The sequence below is a fragment of the Streptomyces sp. NPDC043853 genome, assembly GCF_056436025.1.
The window spans coordinates 104,014-123,278 of record NZ_JBWKDJ010000005.1; the positions used below are offsets into that span (position 1 = coordinate 104,014).

4 protein-coding genes are annotated in these 19,265 nt (G+C 72.5%); all 4 read left to right on the forward strand.

Going from position 1 to position 19,265, the window contains the following annotated elements:
* Positions 1-5: 5 nt before the first annotated feature.
* The 4 genes from AC067U_RS15510 to AC067U_RS15525 all read left to right on the forward strand — a co-directional run bounded on the left by AC067U_RS15510 (position 6) and on the right by AC067U_RS15525 (position 19,244).
* On the forward strand, positions 6-1,430 hold the full coding sequence (locus tag AC067U_RS15510; RefSeq protein ID WP_478830203.1) for an FAD-dependent oxidoreductase: 1,425 nt from the start codon (positions 6-8) through the stop codon (positions 1,428-1,430).
* On the forward strand, positions 1,421-1,762 hold the full coding sequence (locus AC067U_RS15515; protein WP_478830204.1) for an antibiotic biosynthesis monooxygenase family protein: 342 nt from the start codon (positions 1,421-1,423) through the stop codon (positions 1,760-1,762). Before AC067U_RS15510 ends, AC067U_RS15515 begins: the two co-directional genes overlap by 10 nt.
* A gap of 272 nt (positions 1,763-2,034) precedes the next feature.
* Positions 2,035-9,831 (forward strand): amino acid adenylation domain-containing protein, encoded by a 7,797-nt coding sequence (locus tag AC067U_RS15520; protein WP_478830205.1) that lies wholly within the window; start codon positions 2,035-2,037, stop codon positions 9,829-9,831.
* Positions 9,832-9,839: 8 nt separating this feature from the next.
* Positions 9,840-19,244 carry an amino acid adenylation domain-containing protein gene (locus AC067U_RS15525; protein WP_478830206.1) on the forward strand — a complete coding sequence of 3,135 codons (9,405 nt, stop codon included), beginning with the start codon at positions 9,840-9,842 and terminating at the stop codon, positions 19,242-19,244.
* Positions 19,245-19,265: the final 21 nt, after the last annotated feature.

Consider the following 19,265-nt stretch of genomic DNA (forward strand, 5'->3'; position numbering starts at 1 on the left):
CAGATGTGGACACGACCCAGGAACTGCCGGCAGAGCAACGGACGAAAGGCAAGGACGGCGTGAACGGGAACGGCGCGGACCGCACGGACGGGAATCCGGAGACCGTCATCGTAGGGGCCGGTCTGGTGGGCGCGGTCACGGCTCTCTACCTAGCGCCCCGCTTCGGACCGGTCACCCTGCTGGAGAAGCGGGCGGATCCCAGGCGGAACCCCGGTGGACAACGCCGGTCGCTCGTCGTGATGCTGTCGGCGCGCGGCTGGCGCGTCCTGTCGGATCTCGGTGTCGCGGACGCCGTGCGCCGGATATGCGTCCCCCTGCACGGACGCTGCGGGCACCTGCCCGACGGCCGGACGCGGGTGACCCCCTACAGCCGGGACGGACAGCCCATCTGGGCGGTGGAGCGCCGGCGGCTGCACCACATTCTTCTGGATGCCGCCGAGGCGACCCCCGGTGTGCGAATCCGGTTCGGGCAGCACGTGCGCTCGGTGGACCTGGACGAACCTGCGGTGCTGGTGGAGGACGGGCCCGGCGCGCACCGGCTGACCTGCCGCTGGGTGCTCGGCTGCGACGGCGCGCACTCCGCCGTCCGGGCCGCCCTGGAGGCGCGCGGCACCCGGGTCGAGGTGCGCAGGCTGGACCTGGCCTACCAGGAGATCGATGTACCGGCCGGCCGGCTGGACCCGATCATCACCCACTATTGGCCCGGGGAGAAGGCGATGTTCGCCGCACACCCCCTGCCGTCGGGGAAGCTCTCCGGCTCCCTTTTCATGCGCCTCGACGGCCCCGCACCGTCCTACGAGGCTGCCCGCGGCGGCCAGGACCTGTACGGGATGTTCGCCGCCCACTTCCCCGAACTGACCCGGATCGTTCCCGACATCGCGGAACAGCTCGCCGACAAGGCGGTCTCGACCCTCACGGCCGTTCGCTGCGACCGATGGGTCTGGCGGGACGCCTTCGCGCTGCTCGGTGACTCCTGTCACGCGATGGCGCCCTTCATGGGGCACGGAATGAACTGCGGCTTCGAGGACGCCCGGGTCCTCGTCGACTGCCTCGACACCGCCGCGGACCGAGCGGCGGGCCTGGCCGCCTACGAGAAGTCGCGGACCGAGGACGCCGACGCGATCTCCCGGCTCTCCTACCAGCACTACTTCACCATGGCCAACCCACCGCACGGGGAGACCGCTGCGGAGGTGCTGCGCGGGCGGCTGATGGCCCTCTTCCCCGACAGGTTCGTTCCGCTGTACGAGCGGTGCGCCTTCACCGAGGAGAGCTACGCCTCCATCCTGCGCGACGACCAGCGCCTGGACGGGCTCGTGGCGGATCTGCTGATCCGGTACGGCAACGGGCTGGTTTCGGCGCCCGACGACCTGCTGCGTGCCCGTACCCCCGCCCCGACCACCGCCACCCTGGAGGACTCCGGATGTTCGTGATCCTGTTCAAGTCGCGCCTGTCCGAGCAGGCCGGCGAGGAGTACTACGCAACCGAGGAGCGGATGCAGGAGCGGGTCCGTGCCATCGCCGGGTCCGACCCGGTGGAAGTCAAGCACTACACCGGGGAGGACGGTGAACGTCTCGCCGTCATGATGTGGCGGGACGGGGAGACGCTGGAGAAGTGGCGTTGCGATCCCGAGCACCAGGTGGTGCAGCAACTGGGCAGGAACCACTGGTACTCCTCCTATGAGCTGACCGTGGCCGAGGTGATCCGGACCAGCGCGCACGACAACGGGGCCCCGGCCGCGGCGGCCGAGGAACCGCGCCAGTAGGACTTCGTCGGGTTGCCCCGGCTCGCTGTCCCCACCCGGCCGTCCGGCAGCACCGATCGCCCGGGACCGAAGCGTCCTGCGATGGCGGTCGTGGTGGGACAGATGACCGGGGTCTCGAGCAGTCTGGCGGAATTTCTTCGAGTAATGGCCAAGTCCCGTTCAGTCTCTGGCCAATATCTTTCACCCCAGTTGATCAGCCCGATGGGCCGCGACAAGCATTGGTACGGCAATGGGCAGTTGACCGGGAAAACCACTTTTGTGGGGGCATCTGGATGGGTTGTACCGGCGTCACATCCGCGCAGGAAGCCATGTGGCTCGCGCAGGAATTCGCACCGGCCGTACCGAACAACGTGGCGACTCTCTGGGACATCGACGGTGACCTGGACACCGCCCTGCTCGACGCGGCCCTGCGGGCGGCGGTGGCGGAAGCCGACGCCCTGACGGTGAACTTTCGCCGCGACGACGACGGGCTGCGAGCCATCGCCCGGGACCTCGGGGCGTGGGAGCCGTTCCGCCTCGACGTCGCTGACGCCGCCGACCCGGCCGCCGCGGCCCGCGCCGTCGTCGCCGATCTCGTGGGCCGGCCCTTCGACCTGACCGGGGAAGCACTGCTGCGGATCGGCTCGATCCGGCTGGCCCCCGGCCACCACCTGCTCGTGCTCGTCTTCCACCACATCCTCACCGACGCTTTCGGCGTTCTCACCCTGTTCTCCCGGCGGATCGCCGAGATCTACCGCGCGCTGCGCGCCGGCTCCGCGGTGCCGGAGGGCGCTCCGACCCCGCCGGAGGACGCGGCGGCGAAGGACGCCGCCTACCGGGCTTCGGAGCGGTTCGCCGACGCCGAGCGGTTCTGGCGCGACTACCTCGCCGAAGAACGGCCCGCCGCCCGTCTTCCCGCCGGTGTCCGTCCCGGCGCCGACGCCCCGGAGAGCGAGCCCGGGTACTGGGACGGCCTCACCGCACCGCAGGGGATGGCCACCCGCACCGCGACGGTCCCGGCCGCCGAACTGGCCGCCTGGGGGAACGCCTCCGCCGCAGCCGGGACCTCGGTACCCGACCTGATCACCTCGGCCGCCACCGCGTTCCTGGGGCACATGTGCGGTCTGTCCGAGCCGCTGCTGACCATCACCGTCAATCACCGCGTCGGCGCACTGCGCCGCTCCCTCGGCCTGCTCTCCAACCGGGTGCCGCTGCGCTCGCGGGTGGATCCCTCGGCCGACTTCGTGGAACTGGCCGAGGCGCTCGGCCGGGAGCGGCTCCGTGTCCTGCGGCACGCCCGGCATGACGTCTCCCTGATCAAACGGGCCACCGGCCGCGCCGGCGACGTGCGCAGCCCGTTCGGCGCCGTCGTCAACGTGCTCCCCTCCGTCGAAGCACTCGACCTGGACGGCGCCACGGCCCACTTCGCCGGTGGCACGTTCGGCGTGATCGACGAGGTGATGGTCTGCGTCTACACCGACGGAAGGGCGGACAGCGACCTGTACGTCCGGTTCGACGCGCCTCGGGCGGACTACGACGACCAGGACGTCGCCGGGCTCGCCGAGCGCTTCGTGACGTTCCTGCGTGCGGCCCTGGCCGACCCGCATGCCCAGGTCGGGACCGTCTCCGCACTGCACCCCGCCGAACGCGGCGCGCTGCTCACCGAGTACGCCGGACCCACGGTGACCCCGCCGCCGACGACCCTGACCGAACTGCTGGACCGGCAGGCCCGTGCCACCCCGGACGCCGTCGCGGTGACCTTCGAGGACACCGTGGTGACCTACCGGGAGCTGGCCGAGAGGTCCGGCCGGCTGGCCCGCCTGCTGACCGAACGGGGCGCCGGGCCGGAGCGGTTCGTCGCGGTCGCGGTGCCCCGTTCCCCGGAGCTGGTCGTCGCCCTGGTCGCGGTCCTCAAGGCGGGCGCCGCCTATGTCCCCGTCGACCCGGACTACCCGGCCGCGAGGGTCGAGTTCATGCTCGCCGACGCCGGACCCGCGCTTCTGCTGACGGTCAAGGACACCGCGGACCGGCTGCCCCGGACGGAAGTCCCCGTGGTCATGGTCGACGACGTCCCGCTCACGGAAGGGCCCGCCACGCCCGCCCCGCACCGTGTCGACCAGCCCGCGTACATGATCTACACCTCGGGATCGACCGGACGGCCGAAGGGCGCCGTCGTCACGCACGCCGCGATCGTCAACCGGCTGCTCTGGATGCAGGACCGCTTCCGGCTCGACGGAACCGACCGGGTCCTGCAGAAGACGTCCGCCTCGTTCGACGTGTCCGTCTGGGAGTTCTTCTGGCCGCTGATCACCGGCGCCACCCTGGTGGTCGCCCGGCCGGACGGGCATCGCGACCCGGGCTACCTCGCCGAAGTGATCCGGCGGGCCGGCGTCACCACGGTGCACTTCGTCCCGTCGATGCTGGCCGAGTTCGTCACCGAGGAGACGGCTGCCGCGTGCACCGGTCTGCGCCGCGTCGTGTGCAGCGGAGAGGCCCTGCCGGCCGAGCTGGCAGCGCGGTTCCACCGGACCTTCGGCGTGCCGCTGCACAACCTCTACGGGCCGACCGAGGCGGCCGTGGACGTCACCGCGTGGCAGTACCGGCCCGGGGCACGGACGATACCGATCGGCACCCCGATCTGGAACACCGCGCTCTTCGTCCTGGACAGCCGGCTGCGACCGCTGCCGCCGGGCGCCTTCGGCGACCTCTACATCGCGGGCGCCGGACTCGCCCGGGGCTACCACGACCGCCGCGCCCTGACCGCGGAGCGCTTCGTGGCCTGCCCGTTCGGGGAACCCGGGCGCCGCATGTACCGGACCGGCGACCTGGCGCGCTGGAACGCCGACGGCGAGCTGGAGTTCGCCGGCCGCGCCGACCACCAGGTCAAGCTCCGCGGTTTCCGGGTCGAGCCCCAGGAGATCGAGGACACCCTGACCGACCACCCCGGAGTGCTCGGGGCGGCCGTCGTCGCCCGGCCCGGCCGAGGCGGGGACGGAGCCGCGCAGCTCGTCGCCTACGTCGTCCCGGCCACCTCCGGCCGCAGTGGTGGGACCGGTACCGACTGGGACCTGCACGCTGGCCTGGACATCGCCGAGCTGCGGGGCTTCGTGGCGACCAGGCTGCCCGCCCACCTGGTGCCCGCCGTATTCGTCGCGCTGGACCGCATGCCGTTGACCGCGAACGGCAAGCTGGACCGGGCCGGGCTGCCCGAGCCGGAGGTCACCGGTCGGACCCACCGGCCGCCCCGGACGGGTGACGAGAGCCTCCTGGCCGCAGCGTTCGCCGAGGTGCTCGGCCTGAGCGAGATCGGGATCGACGACGACTTCTTCGCTCTGGGCGGCGACAGCATCCGGGCGATCCAGGTGGTGGCACGCGCCCGCGCCGGTGGTCTCGGGCTCAGCCCACGCACCGTGTTCGAGTGCCGCACCGTCGCCGCGCTCGCACAGGCGGCGACTCGCGACACCGCTCCGGCGGCCCTCGCCGAACTGGAGGGCGGGGGCGTCGGCCTGCTGCCGCTGCCCCCCATGGCCCGGCTGTACGCCGAGCGGGGCCCCGGCCTGGACCGCCTCGCCCAGTGGCTGGTGCTGGAGCTGCCCGCAGCCGTCGACCTCGCGGGCCTCACCGCGGTTCTGCGCTCCGTCCTCGACCGGCACGACGTCCTGCGCTCACGGCTGACCGACGACGGCCTGCTCGTGCAACCACCGGGCACTCCTGACGCCGGCGCGCTCGTCGACCGGGTCGACTGCCCGGGGGACTGGGACGGCGAGGCGTGGCAGACCCTGCTGCGCGCCGAGGCCGCCGAGGCCGTGAGGCGCATCGACGCCCGGGCCGGGCAGATGCTCCGGCTGGTCTGGTTCCGGGGGGCCGCGGGAGGTCCGGGGCGGTTGCTGGTCGTGGCCCATCACCTGGTCGTCGACGGCATGTCCTGGCGTGTGCTGCTGCCCGACCTGGCCGCGGCCTGGCGCCAGGTCGAGGAAGGCCGGACTCCCGAGTTACCGCAGGCGGGCACCTCCTTGCGCCGATGGCTGCACGCCCTGGCGGAGGAGGCGGCCCGCCCTGGACGGGCGGCGGAGGCGTCGTTGTGGCGCGACCTGCTGGCGGCCCCCGTCACACCGGTGGGCTCCCGGCCGCTCGACCCGGGGCGGGACCTCACCTCCACCGCGGAAACCGTCCGGGTCGAGCTCCCGGCCGACCTCACGAACGCGATCCTCACCTCCGTCCCCGCGGCCTACCACAGCGGCGCGGACGACGTCCTGCTAACCGCTCTCGTCCTCGCGCTCGCCCGGGAACGGCGGGGTCTGACCGACGGCACGACGGTCGTACGGCTGGAAGGGCACGGCCGGCAGGAGGAGCTGGTGCCGGGCGCGGACCTGTCCCGCACGGTCGGCTGGTTCACCACGGTCACCCCCGTGCGCCTCGACGTCTCGGGGATCGATGTCGACGCCGCGATCGCCGGAGGAACCGCCGCCGGTGACGCTCTCAAGCGGGTGAAGGAGCAGCGCCGGGCCCTGCCCGACCAGGGCATCGGCTACACCCTGCTGCGCTACCTCGACGAGGACACCGCGGCGCTGCTGAGCCCGTATCCGGCGGACGACATCGGATTCAACTTCCTGGGCCACTTCTCCTTCGAACGCCCCGAGCCGACACCCGTCCAGGACCCGCCCCGCGGTTCCGGATGGACCCCGGCACCCGAATGCCCCGAGTTGGTCGCCGCACCTGCCGGGGACATGCCGCTGTCCCACGCGCTCGAACTGAACGCTCTGGTGACCGGTACCGGCGACGAGGCGCGCCTCACCGCCCTGTTCACCTTCCCCACCGGGGTGCTGACCGCCGACGAGGTCCGCGCCCTGTCCGGCACCTGGTGCGCCGCCCTGCGCGGTCTGCGGGACCTGGTCGCGTCCGGAGGGCGCGGACTGACCCCGTCCGACGTGCCGCTGGTCACCGTCGGCCAGGAAGAACTGGACGGCTGGCAAGGGCGCTTCGGACGCGTCAGCGACGTATGGCCGCTCACGCCGTTGCAGGACGGGCTGCTGTACCACACCATGCTCGCGCAGAGCGCGTCCGAGGCGTACCAGACGCAGTTCGTGTTCCGGATCGAAGGCGTGGTGGACCCTGCGCGGCTGCGGGCCGCCGGCCAGGCCCTGCTCGATCGGCACCCGAACCTTCGGGTCGCGTTCCAGTCGAGCACCACCGGTGAGCCCGTGCAGGTCGTCGTGGACGGCGTCCCGCTGCCCTGGCGGCATCTCGACCTCACCGGCGAGGACGACGCCTCCACGCGGCTGGAGGAGATCATCGCCGAGGAGCGGGACGCCCGCTTCCACCCGGACAGCCCGCCGCTGCTGCGCCTGACCCTCGTCACGTCGGGCCCCCGACACGCCGAACTGATCCTCACCGCCCACCACGTGCTGCTCGACGGCTGGTCGGTGCCGCTCGTCGAGCGCGAGCTGATGGAGCTGTACGAGACGGGCGGCGTCGACACCGCACCGGCGGGCTCGCACGGCTACCGGGACTTCCTGAGCTGGCTGTCACGGCGCGATACGGCACGCTCTGCCCGTGCGTGGGCCGAGGAACTCACCGGTGTGGCCGAGCCGACCCTGCTCGCGCCCACGACGCCGGGGGCCCGGCCGGCCGGCCACGGCAGCGGGCAGATCGACGTGCCGCTCACCGGAGAGGACACCACCCGGCTGGCGCGCCGGGCCGCGGAGTGGGGCGTCACCCCCAACACCCTGGTGCAGGGCGCGTGGGCCATGGTGCTCGCGCAGCTCACCGGCCGCGAGGAGGTGCTGTTCGGCGCCACGGTCGCGGGCCGGCCCTCCGGGCTGCCGGGCGTGGACACCATGATCGGCCTGTTCATCAACACGGTGCCCGTTGCGGTGCGATGCACGCCGGCCGACCCGGTCCCGGAGGTGCTCGGCCGGCTCCAGGACGCCCAGGCGAGACTGCTGGACCATCACCATCTGGGGCTCGCCGACATCCAGCGGGCGACCGGGCTGAACGCACTGTTCGACACGCTGGTGGTGTTCGAGTCGTTCCCCGTCGACCGGTCCGGCCGCTCGGCGGCGGGCGCGTCGGCGCGACCGGTGGTGACCGGTATCCGCCCGTACGCCCCGCCGCACTACCCGCTGACCGTGATCGCGGCGGCCGACCCGCTCCTGCGGATCTCCTTCCAATACCGCCGCGACGTCTTCGAGCGGACCGCCGTGGAGGCGCTCGCCGACCGGCTGGTGCGGGTGCTGCGGCAGTTCGCCGCCGGTTCGCAGACCACCGTCGGCGCGCTGGACGTGCTGTCCGACGCCGAGCGCGAACAGGTGTTGCACGGCTGGAACGACACCGCGGCCCCGGCCCCGGAGCGGTCCGTCCCCGACCTGGTGGCGGCGCGGGCGGAGATGACGCCGGACGCGGTCTGCGTCGAGTTCCGCGGACTCCGTCTGACCTACCGGGAGCTGGACGAGCGGGCCGGTCGGCTGGCCCACTGGCTGGCCGGTCAGGGCGTGGGCCCGGAGTCCCGGGTCGTGGTGCTGCTGCCCCGTTCGGCCGACCTGGTGGTGGCCCTGCTGGCCGTGTGGAAGGCCGGCGGCACGTACGTGCCGGTGGACCCGGAGTATCCGGCTGCCAGGGTGCGGGCCGTGGTCGAGGACAGCGCACCGGTGCTGGTCCTCGACGAGGAGCGGCTGGCCGGGGTGGACCTGTCCGACAGGTCCCCCCACCCCGTCGACGCTCCGCGCGTGCCGGTCGGGGCCGACCACGCCGCCTACGTCATCTACACCTCCGGCTCCACCGGGACGCCCAAGGGCGTGGTGGTCCGGCACGGTGCGCTGGCCGTCCTGCTGGCCGGCATGCAGGATCGATTCGCCCTGACGCCGGACGACCGGCTGCTGGCCTGCGCCACCGTTGCCTTCGACATCGCCGTGCTGGAACTCTTCCTGCCCCTGCTCGCCGGCGGCCGGGTGGTACTGGCCGCCAAGGACGACATCACCCAGCCGTCGGTACTGCTCGACCTCGTCGAACGGTCGGGCATCACCGTCATGCAGGCCACTCCCGCGCTCTGGCAGAGCCTGGTCACCCATGAGCCGGCCTGCCTCGACGGGCTGCGGGTGATCTCCACCGGTGAGGCCCTGCCGCTGGCGCTCGCCGAAACCCTGTGCCGGCACGCCGCGGAGGTCACCAACCTCTACGGTCCGACCGAAACCACCATCTACGCCACAGCCGCCCGTCCGCTCCCCGGCCACTCCGGTATGCCTCCCTCCGTCGGCCGCCCGGTCCCCGGCACCCGGATCCTCGTACTGGACCGGGCGCTGCGCCCGGTGCCGCCCGGCGCTGCCGGTGACCTGTGGATCGCCGGCGAGGGCCTGGCCCGCGGCTACCACGACAGGCCGGGCATGACCGCGGAACGGTTCGTGGCCTGCCCGTTCGGACCACAGGGCACGCGGATGTACCGGAGCGGGGATCTCGCCCGCTGGACGGCCACAGGTGAGGTGGAATACCTCGGACGCTCCGATCACCAGATCAAACTGCGCGGCTTCCGCATCGAGCCCGCCGAGATCGAGCACACCCTGACGCGCCACCCCGCGGTCCGACGGGCTGTCGTCATCGCCCGCGAGGACCAGCCGGGCGACCGCCGACTGGTGGCCTACGTGGTCCCGGAGACGGGCACCGGCCTGCCCACCACGGAACTCCTGCGTGAGGCGGTCGGAGAGCGGCTGCCGGCCTACATGATCCCGGCCGCGTTCGTGACGCTCCCGGAACTCCCACTGACACCCAACGGCAAACTCGACCGATCCGCCCTGCCCCGGCCGGAGTTCGGCGGGGACGAGTACCGGGCTCCCCGCTCGCCCCGTGAGCAGACGCTGTGCGCGCTGTTCGCCGAGGTCCTGGGCGCCGAGCGGATCGGTCTCGACGACGACTTCTTCGTCCTGGGCGGCCATTCCCTGATGGCCACCCGACTGGTGGCCCGGGTACGCGCCGAACTGGGGGTGGACATCCCGATGAGCATCCTGTTCACCGCCCCGACCGTCGCCGAACTGAGCGCCCGCTGGCACGAGATGCCGACCTCCAGCCGAAAGCCGCTGCGGAGAATGACCGAAAGGTAGGAAACACCATGACCCCCCTGTCCTACGCGCAGCGGCGCATGTGGTTCATCAACCGCTTCGAAGGTCCCTCCTCCACCTACAACATCCCGCTGCTCCTGCGCTGCCACGGCCCGCTGGACACGGTCGCGCTGCGGGCGGCGTTTCGCGACGTGATGATCCGCCACGAGGTTCTGCGCACGGTCTTCGCAGAGACCGACGGCCAGCCGTACCAGCGTGTTCTCGACCCTGCCGAGATCGAACTGCCCTGGCAGGACTGGGGTCGGGTGGCCCCCGAGCGGGTGCCCGGTGTGGTGGCGTCGGTGAGCCGCAGCTGGATCGACCTGTCGACGGACGTGCCGTTGCGCGGTTGCGTCCTGCAGAGCGGCGACGAGGAATTCCTGGTCGTCCTCGTGATCCACCACATCGCAGGGGACGGCGCCTCGCTGGCCCCTCTGGCCCGTGACGTGTCGACGGCCTACCGGGCCCGGGTGTCCGGCACGGCACCGGACTGGCCCGAACTGCCCGTTCAGTACTCGGACTACGCGCTGTGGCAGCAGGACATGCTGGGCGAGGAAAAGGATCCGGACAGCGTCGTCTCGGTGCAGAGCGCCTATTGGCGCGAGGAACTGGCGGGTGTGTCCAAGCCGCTCGCCCTGCCCCTGGACCGGCCCCGACCCGAGGTGGCGAGCTTCCGGGGCGGATCGGTTCCGGTCGGGCTGTCCGCCGAACTGCGGGCCGCGGTGGAAAAGTTGGCACAGACCCACGGGGTCACGACGGCGATGGTGCTCCAGGCCGCCTTGGTGGTGCTGCTGCACCGGTTGGGAGGAGACAAGGACGTGACGGTCGGCTCGCCGATCGCCGGCCGTACCGAAGAGACGCTGGGTGATCTGGTGGGATTCTTCGTCAACACCTGGACCCTGCGCGTCCAGGTGACCCCCGACCGGCCTTTCGAGGGGGTGCTGGAGCAGGTCCGGAGGAAGGCGCTGGCCGCCTATGATCATCAGGACGTGCCGTTCGAGCGGCTCGTGGAGCTGTTGCGGCCGGAAAGGTCGACCGCGCACCACCCGCTGTTCCAGGTCGTGCTGGCGTGGCAGAACAACACCCCACCGCACCTGGACCTGCCGGGTCTCACCGTGACGATGGAACCGCTGCCCACCGGCAGTGCGAAGTTCGACCTGTTCCTCAACCTGGCGCCGGACGAGTCCACCGGCTCCGTCGTCGGTGAGATCGAGTACGCCACCGACCTCTTCGACCGCTCCACGGTGGAGGAGATCGCGGCACGATTCGTGGCTGTCGTCGAAGAGGTCGTCGCCGATCCGAGGACCACCGTCGGCGCGGGTGCCGAGGCCGGGCCCGGTCGCTCCGGCGGCACGCTCGACGCCGCCGAACGCCGGAAGATACTCGTCGACTGGAACGACACCAGCCGCCCGCTCCACTGCCCGGGACCGGTCCACCTGCTCTTCGAGGAGCAGGCCGCACGACGCCCGGAGGCCACCGCCCTGCGCTGGGCCGGCGGCACCATGAGCTATGGCGTGCTGAACCGGTGGGCGAACCGCGTCGCCTGGGACCTCAAGCAACGCGGGGTCGGCCCGGAGACCGTCGTCGGCGTCGGAGTCCCCCGCGGCCCGGCCATGATCGCCGCCGTCCTGGGCGTGCTCAAGGCGGGCGGAGCCTATCTGCCGCTCGAACCGGCGCTGCCCACCGACCGGGTGGCCGGCATGCTCGCCGACGCCGGGTGCTCCCTCGTGCTGTCCACGCCGGACACCGAACGCTGGGCCCTGCCGGACGGCGCCCGACTCGTGGAACTCGCCGACGTCCACTCGTCCGGCCCCGACCACGATCCGGAACCCGCCGCGGGTCCGGACAACACCGCGTACATCATCTTCACCTCCGGCAGCACCGGGAAGCCGAAGGGCGTCGCGGTGACCCACCGCCCGGTGCACAACCTGCTCGACTGGTGCTACCGCACCTTCGCGTTCGGCCCGGACGACGTCGTCCTGTGTGTCACCTCGCTGGGCTTCGACCTCTCCGTCTTCGACGTCTTCGGCCTGCTCGGCTGCGGCGGCGGCGTCTACATCGCGGACGCCGTCCAGCAGCGCGACCCGCAGCTGCTCCTGGACGTCCTGCTGACGGAACCGATCACCTTCTGGGACTCGGTGCCCACCACCCTCAACCAGGTCGCCTCGCTGCTCACGGATGACGGCGGGTACGGGGGAACCGACGACCTGCGCCTGGTGTTCCTCTCCGGCGACTACACCCCGCTGTCGCTGCCCGACGAGGTCCGCCGGGTGTTCACCGGCGCGGAGATCGTCAGCCTCGGCGGTGCCACCGAGGCCACGGTGTGGTCCAACTACTTCCGGGTCCGGGAGATCGACCCGGCCTGGCGCAGCATCCCCTACGGCCGGCCCATCGACAACGCCCGCTACTACGTGCTCGACGAAGACATGGAGCCGTGCCCCGTCGGCGTCGAGGGCGATCTCTACATCGGCGGGGACTGCCTCTGCGTCGGCTACGTCAACCGGCCCGAGCTGACCGCGGAGCGATTCGTCCGCGACCCGTTCAGCGCGCGCGAGGGCGACAGGCTGTACCGCACCGGCGACCGTGCCAGTTTCTTCCCGGACGGCAACATCTGCTTCCTCGGCCGCGCCGACCATCAGCTCAAGCTGCGCGGGTTCCGCGTCGAGCCCGGCGAGATCGAGCACACCCTGGTCCGGCACCCGGCCGTCCGCCAGGCCATCGTCACCGCCCGCGAGGACCGGCCCGGCGACGTGCGGTTGGTCGCCTACGTCGTCCCGGACGCCGGCGCCCTGCGTCGCGCCGACGGCACCGACGAACGGGTGGGGGAGTGGCAGGAGGTCTACGACCAGGCCTACTCCCACGACGGCGGACACGGATTCGGTGAGGACTTCACCGGCTGGACCAGCTCCGCCACGGGTGAGCCGATCCCGCTCGACGAGATGCGGGCCTGGCGCGACGCCGCCGTGGAACGCGTCCTGTGCTGGTCGCCCGAACGCGTCCTCGAACTCGGCGTCGGCACCGGACTCCTGCTCGCGCACATCGCGGGCCGGGTGGAGGAGTACTGGGCCACCGACTTCTCCCAGGCGGTGATCGACCGGCTCACCGACCAGGTGACCCGGGCCGGCCTGGCCGACCGGGTCCGGTTGCACCGCCAGGCCGCCGACGATCCCGCCGGACTGCCCCGGGGCGGATTCGACACCGTGGTGCTCAACTCGGTCGTGCAGTACTTCCCCGACGAGCGCTACCTCGCCCGGGTCCTGGAGGGCGCCTGGGACCTGCTCGCGCCGGGCGGCCGCATCGTCCTCGGCGACATCCGGCGGGCCTCCTCCCTGCGCACGCTCCAGACGGGAGTGCAGCGGGTGAAGCACCCCGACGCGTCACCGGCCGTCCTGCGCACCACCATCGACCAGGCCGTCCTGCTGGAGAAGGAACTGGTGCTCGACCCCGAGTGGTTCCTGCACTGGGCACAGCAGGCCGGGGCGGCCGGCACCGACATCCGCGCCAAGGACGGCACCCACCACAACGAGCTGACCCGGCACCGCTACGAGGTCGTGCTGCACAAGCCGGGCACGGCACCGCAGGGCGCCCCGCGGCAGCTCGCCGGCGTCCCCGCCCTGACCTGGGAAGGCGATCTCGGCCGGCTCGCCGACCGCGTACGCGACCGGTCCGAACCGGCGGTGCGGATCACCGGAATCCCCAACGCCCGCCTCACCGAGGAGGCTGCGGCGGCCCGCGCCCTGGGCATCGACGGCTCGCCCGCCCCCGAGCTGCCGCCGCTCGACCCCGCCGAGATCCGCGTCTGGGCCGCCCGGCACGGCTGGGAAGCGGTGCCGACCTGGTCGGCCGACGCGGTCGACCTGCTCGACGTCGTCCTCCTCCGCGACGGCCCGGTCGCCGGCACCCCCCTCACCGGCACGTACCTGCCGGCCACCGACGAACGCACCCCGGCGAACGACCCCGCGGCCGCCGCCGCGGTCGCGGCGCTGCTGCCCGCCCTGCGCGGCGACCTGCGGGGCACTCTGCCCGAGTACATGATCCCGGCCGCCATCGTGCCGATCGCCGCCGTGCCGCTGACCGACAACGGCAAGCCCGACCGGCGCGCCCTGCCCGCCCCCGACTACACCGCCGGAGGCGGCCGGGCCCCCTCCACCCCGGAGGAGGAGTCGCTGTGCGCGCTGTTCGCCTCGGTGCTCGGACTCGACCGGGTCGGCGTGGACGACAACTTCTTCACCGTCGGCGGCCACTCGCTCATGGCCACCCGGCTGGTCAGCCGCATCCGGGCCGAGCACGGCGTGGAGATCCCCATCCGGGTCGTCTTCCAGTCGCCCACCGTCGCCGAACTGGCCGCCCACCTGACCACCCTGAACCACGTCCGTCCGCCGCTGCGGCCCCAGGACCGGCCCGAACGGCTGCCGCTCTCGTACGCCCAGCAGCGGCTGTGGTTCATCCACCGCTTCGAGGGACCCTCGGCGACCTACAACGTCGCACTCGCCCTGCGGATGCGCGGCACACTCGATGCGGCTGCCCTGCGCCGCGCCGTGCACGACGTCGTCGTGCGGCACGAATCGCTGCGCACCGTCTTCGGCGAGGCGGACGGACAGCCGTACCAGCGGATCCTGGAGCCGGCCGCGGTCGAGGTCCCCTGGGAGGAACGCGAGGTGACCGAGGCCGAACTGCCCGGCGTCCTGCGGGCGGCGGCACGGCTCCCGTTCGATCTGGCCGCCGAGATCCCGTTCCGCTCCCGGCTGCTGCGGACCGGCGAGCGCGAGGCGGTGTTCCTCATCAGCGCGCACCACATCGCCGCCGACGGCTGGTCCGCCCTCCCGCTCGCCCAGGACCTCACCACCGCCTACCAGGCCCGCCGGGCGGGCCGGGCGCCCACGTGGGAACCGCTTCCCGTGCAGTACGCCGACTACACGCTCTGGCAGCGGGAGCTGCTGGGCGACAGCGACGCCCCGGGCAGCCTCTACCGGAGGCAGCTGGACTACTGGACGACCCAGCTGGCCGGCCTGCCCGAGACCGTCACGCCCCCCGCCGACCGGCGCCGGCCCGCCGTCGCCTCGTACGAGGGCGATCTGGTGCCGCTCGCACTCGACCCCCAGCTGACCGAGGGGGTGCGCCGGATGGCCCGGGAGGCGGGCGCCACGGTGTCGATGGTGCTCCAGGCCGCCCTCGCCGCGCTGCTCACCCGGCTCGGCGCGGGCACGGACGTGCCGATCGGCTCGCCCATCGCCGGCCGCACCGACGAGGCGCTCAACCGCCTGGTCGGCTTCTTCGTCAACACGTGGGTGCTGCGTGCGGACACCTCCGGCGATCCTTCCTTCGCCGAACTCGTCGACCGGGTCCGCGAGAGCAGCCTTGCCGCCTACGACCACCAGGACGTCCCGTTCGAGCACCTGGTCGAGGTGCTCAACCCGGTACGCTCGCCCGCCCACCACCCGCTCTTCCAGGTGTGCCTGGCGCTCCAGAACAACACGAGGCCAGCGTTCCACCTGGCCGGCCTGACCGTGACCGAGGAGCCGTTCTCACTGGGCACCGCGCGCTTCGACCTGTTCATCAGCGTGACCGAACGGGACGAGGAAGACGCACCGGCCCATATCGAGGGCTTCGCGGAGTACGCCACCGAACTCTTCGACGCGGGGACGATCAGGACGCTGCTCGACCGCTGGCTGCACCTCCTGCGCCAGGCGGTGGCCGCGCCCGACATGCCCATCGGATCCGCAAGCGTCCTGGCGGAGCACGAGCGCGCGGCGCTGAGCACCTGGGGCGGCCGCGCCCGCGCCGGGTTCGAGGCCGGCACCCTTCCCGAGCGGTTCGCCGCCGCGGCCGCCGCGACCCCGGACGCGACCGCGCTGGTCTCCGCGGACGGCACCCTCACCTGGACGTACGCCGAACTGGACCGATGGGCCAACCGGCTCGCGCACCACTTCCGGGCCCGGGGCGCCCGCCCGAACACGCGCGTCGCGCTCGTGCTGGAACGCTCGCCGCTGCTGGTCGCCGCCGTCCTCGGTGTCCTCAAAGCCGGTGCCGCCTACGCGCCGGTCGACCCGACCCACCCGCCCGAGCGCATCGACTTCCTGCTCGCGGACCTCGATCCGGCGGTCACCGTGGACCAGGGGCTCGCCGAGGAGGATCTCGACGGGCTGCCCGACTCGCAGCCCGAGGTGGGGAGCGTCGGCGAACACGCCGTCGCCTACGTGATGTACACCTCGGGTTCCACCGGCCGCCCCAAGGGCGTGGAAGTGACCCACCGGAACGTCGTCGACCTCGCACTCGACGGCTGTTTCGGCACCGGCGCCCATCGCCGCGTCCTCGTCCACTCGCCGCACACCTTCGACGCGTCGACCTACGAGATGTGGGTGCCGTTGCTCGGCGGCGGCACGGCAGTGGTGGCCCGCGCCGGCCGGCCGGACACCGCGGAGCTCGCCCGGGTGATCACGGAGCGTGAGGTGACGGCGGTGTGGCTGACCGCCGGACTGTTCGCCGTGATGGCCGAACAGCACGCCGCGTGCTTCGGTGCCGTCGAGGAGGTGTGGGCCGGTGGGGACGTGCTGTCGCCGACCGCCGTTCGCGCGGTCCTCGACGCCTGTCCCGGCCTCACCGTGGTCAACGGCTACGGCCCGACCGAAAGCACCACCTTCGCCTCCCGGCACCGGATGGCCTCAGCGGCGGAGTGCACCGACCCCCTGCCCATCGGCACCCCGATGGACGGCAGCCGCCTCCTCGTCCTGGACGACCGGCTGCGGCCGGTGCCGGCCGGAGTGGTGGGCGAGCTGTACATCGGGGGCGACGGCGTGGCGCGCGGCTACGCGGGCCGTCCCGGCCTGACCGCCGCCCGGTTCGTGCCCGACCCGTCCGGACGGCCCGGAGCGCGCGTGTACCGTACCGGCGACCTGGTGCGCTGGGACACCGCCGGCCGCCTTCAGTACGTCAGCCGCAGCGACGACCAGATCAAGCTGCGCGGCTTCCGCGTCGAGCCGGGCGAGCTCGAGGCGGTGCTGCGCGAACAGGAAGGCGTGGCGAACGCGGTGGTCGCCGTGCGCCGGGACCGGCAGGGCGAACGCCGCATGGTCGCCTACGTGGTGCCGGACGGCTCCGCGTCCACCAGCCGTGACGCCGTCGAACAGGTCGGCGAGTGGCGCGAGATCTACGACAGCATGTACGGCGGGACGGAGGTCGGCACCGACACGGTCGGCGAGGACTTCACCGGCTGGAACAGCTCCTACACCGGTCGCCCCATTCCGCTGCCGGAGATGCGGTCCTGGCGCGAGGCGGTGTTGCGGCGGGTGCGGTCCCTGCGCCCGCGCCGGGTGCTGGAGATCGGCGTCGGCTCCGGCCTGCTGCTCGGCCCGCTCGCACCGGAGGCCGAGGAGTACTGGGGCACCGACTTCTCGGCGCCCGTCATCGAACGTCTGCGCGCCCAGGCCGGCGCCGACCGGCGGCTGTCGGACAAGGTGACCCTGCGCTGCCAGGCCGCCGACGACACCGACGGCCTGCCCACCGGGTACTTCGACACGGTGATCCTCAACTCGGTCGTGCAGTACTTCCCGGACGCCGACTACCTCACCCGGGTGCTCGATCTCGCGATGGACCGGCTGGCACCAGGCGGACGCGTCGTGCTCGGCGACGTCCGCAACCACCGCACCCTGCGCACGTTCGCCGCCGCGGTGCACCGCTGCCGACAGCCCGCCGACAGCCCGGCCGCCGTGCAGGCCGCCGTCGAGCGCGCGGTCCTCGCCGAGAAGGAACTCGTCGTCGACCCGGGCTTCTTCACCCGCTGGGCCGAGGCCAGGCCGGACGCCGTAGCCGTCGACATCCGCCTCAAGGAGGGCACCCACCACAACGAGTTGACCCGCCACCGGTACGAGGTCGTGCTGCACAAGGCGCCGGTGAAGCCGCTGGACCTCGGCGACCTTCCCGAGGTGGTCTGGGCGGCGGAGGTCCGCGAACCGGCCGACCTGGAGGCCGCTCTGGCCCGGCACGGCGGCCGCATCCGCCTGACCCGCGTTCCCAACGCCCGCCTGGCCGACGAGGCCGCCGAGTGGGGCGCCCCCGCCGAACTGGGCGGCACCCTCGACCCTGCCGAACTGGAGGCATGGGGCGCCCGGCGCGGGCTCGCGGTGTACTGCACCTGGTCGGCCCAGCTGGGTGACTGCTTCGAGGCGGCTGTCCTGCCCGACGTCGACGCCGTCTGCTGCGACGGCCTCTACCAGCCCGTCGGCGCCTCCTCGGCCCGGCTGTCGAACGTCCCCGCGGTCTCCCGCCGCGCCTCCCGGCTGCCCTCGCTGCTGCGCGAGCGGCTCGTCGGCCGGCTCCCGGAGTTCATGATGCCCGCCGAGATCGTCGTCCTGGACCGGCTGCCGCTCACCGAGAACGGCAAGGTGGACCGGGCCGCGCTCCCCGAGCCGGACCCGGTCGGCGGGGAACACCGGGCCCCGCGCACCCCGCGCGAGGAGGAACTCGCCCTGCTCTTCGCCGAGGTGCTGGGCCTGGACCGGATCGGCATCGACGACGACTTCTTCGCCTCCGGTGGCCACTCCCTGCGGCTGACCCGCCTCGTCTGGCGGATCCACGAAAAACTGGGAGTGGACGTTCCGATCCGCACGGTGTTCCAGTACCCGACCGTGGCCGAGCTGGCGGCACAGCTGTCCGCCGATACCGAGGCCGACTTCGAGGACCCGTTCGCCGTCCTGCTGCCGATCCGCACCGAGGGTCACCGGCCCCCGCTGTGGTGGCTGCACCCGGGCGGCGGCCTGAGCTGGCCCTACCTGGGATTCGCCCGCCACATCGACCCCTCCTGGCCGCTGTACGGCATCCAGGCACGCGGCTTCGACGGGACCACTCCGTCGGCCGGCTCCATCGAGGAGATGGTCGAGGACTATCTCGAGCAGGTGCTCCAGGCCCAGCCGAGCGGTCCCTACCACCTGCTGGGCTGGTCCTTCGGCGGCACCCTCGCGCACGCCATGGCGGCCGAACTCCAGCGCCGCGGAAAGGAGGTGGCCCTCCTGGCACTGCTGGACGCCGCGCCCTCCAGCCACTTCGCGGACATGGAAGCCCTGGACGAAGCCATGGTCCGCCGCTTCCTCGCCAACTACATGGGACACCTGGCCGGGATGGAGGAGTACCCGTCGCTGGTTGCCACCGCCTCCTCCATCTTCATCAAGCAGATGGACCAGATGCGGCGGTTCACCTCACCGCGGTACCGCGGTGACATCGTCTTCTTCAACGCACTCCTGGACCCGGAGACCCACGACAAGCGGGAACTGGACGAGGAGCTGGACGTGCTCTGGCAGGGGCACGTCGACGGCCGAGTACAGCGCATCGACATCGCCTGCGCTCACAACGAGATGTACTGGCCGCGGAACGCGGCGGAGATCAGCCGCGCGCTCAACCGGATTCTGCGGACAGCGCAGTGACCCCATTCGACCCCCCACTGC

Bases quoted from the DNA above. Each gene is read 5' to 3' on its own strand.
- AC067U_RS15525 (WP_478830206.1), top strand. From the start codon at position 9,840: ATGACCCCCCTGTCCTACGCGCAGCGGCGCATGTGGTTCATCAACCGC.
- AC067U_RS15515 (WP_478830204.1), top strand. From the start codon at position 1,421: ATGTTCGTGATCCTGTTCAAGTCGCGCCTGTCCGAGCAGGCCGGCGAG.
- AC067U_RS15520 (WP_478830205.1), top strand. From the start codon at position 2,035: ATGGGTTGTACCGGCGTCACATCCGCGCAGGAAGCCATGTGGCTCGCG.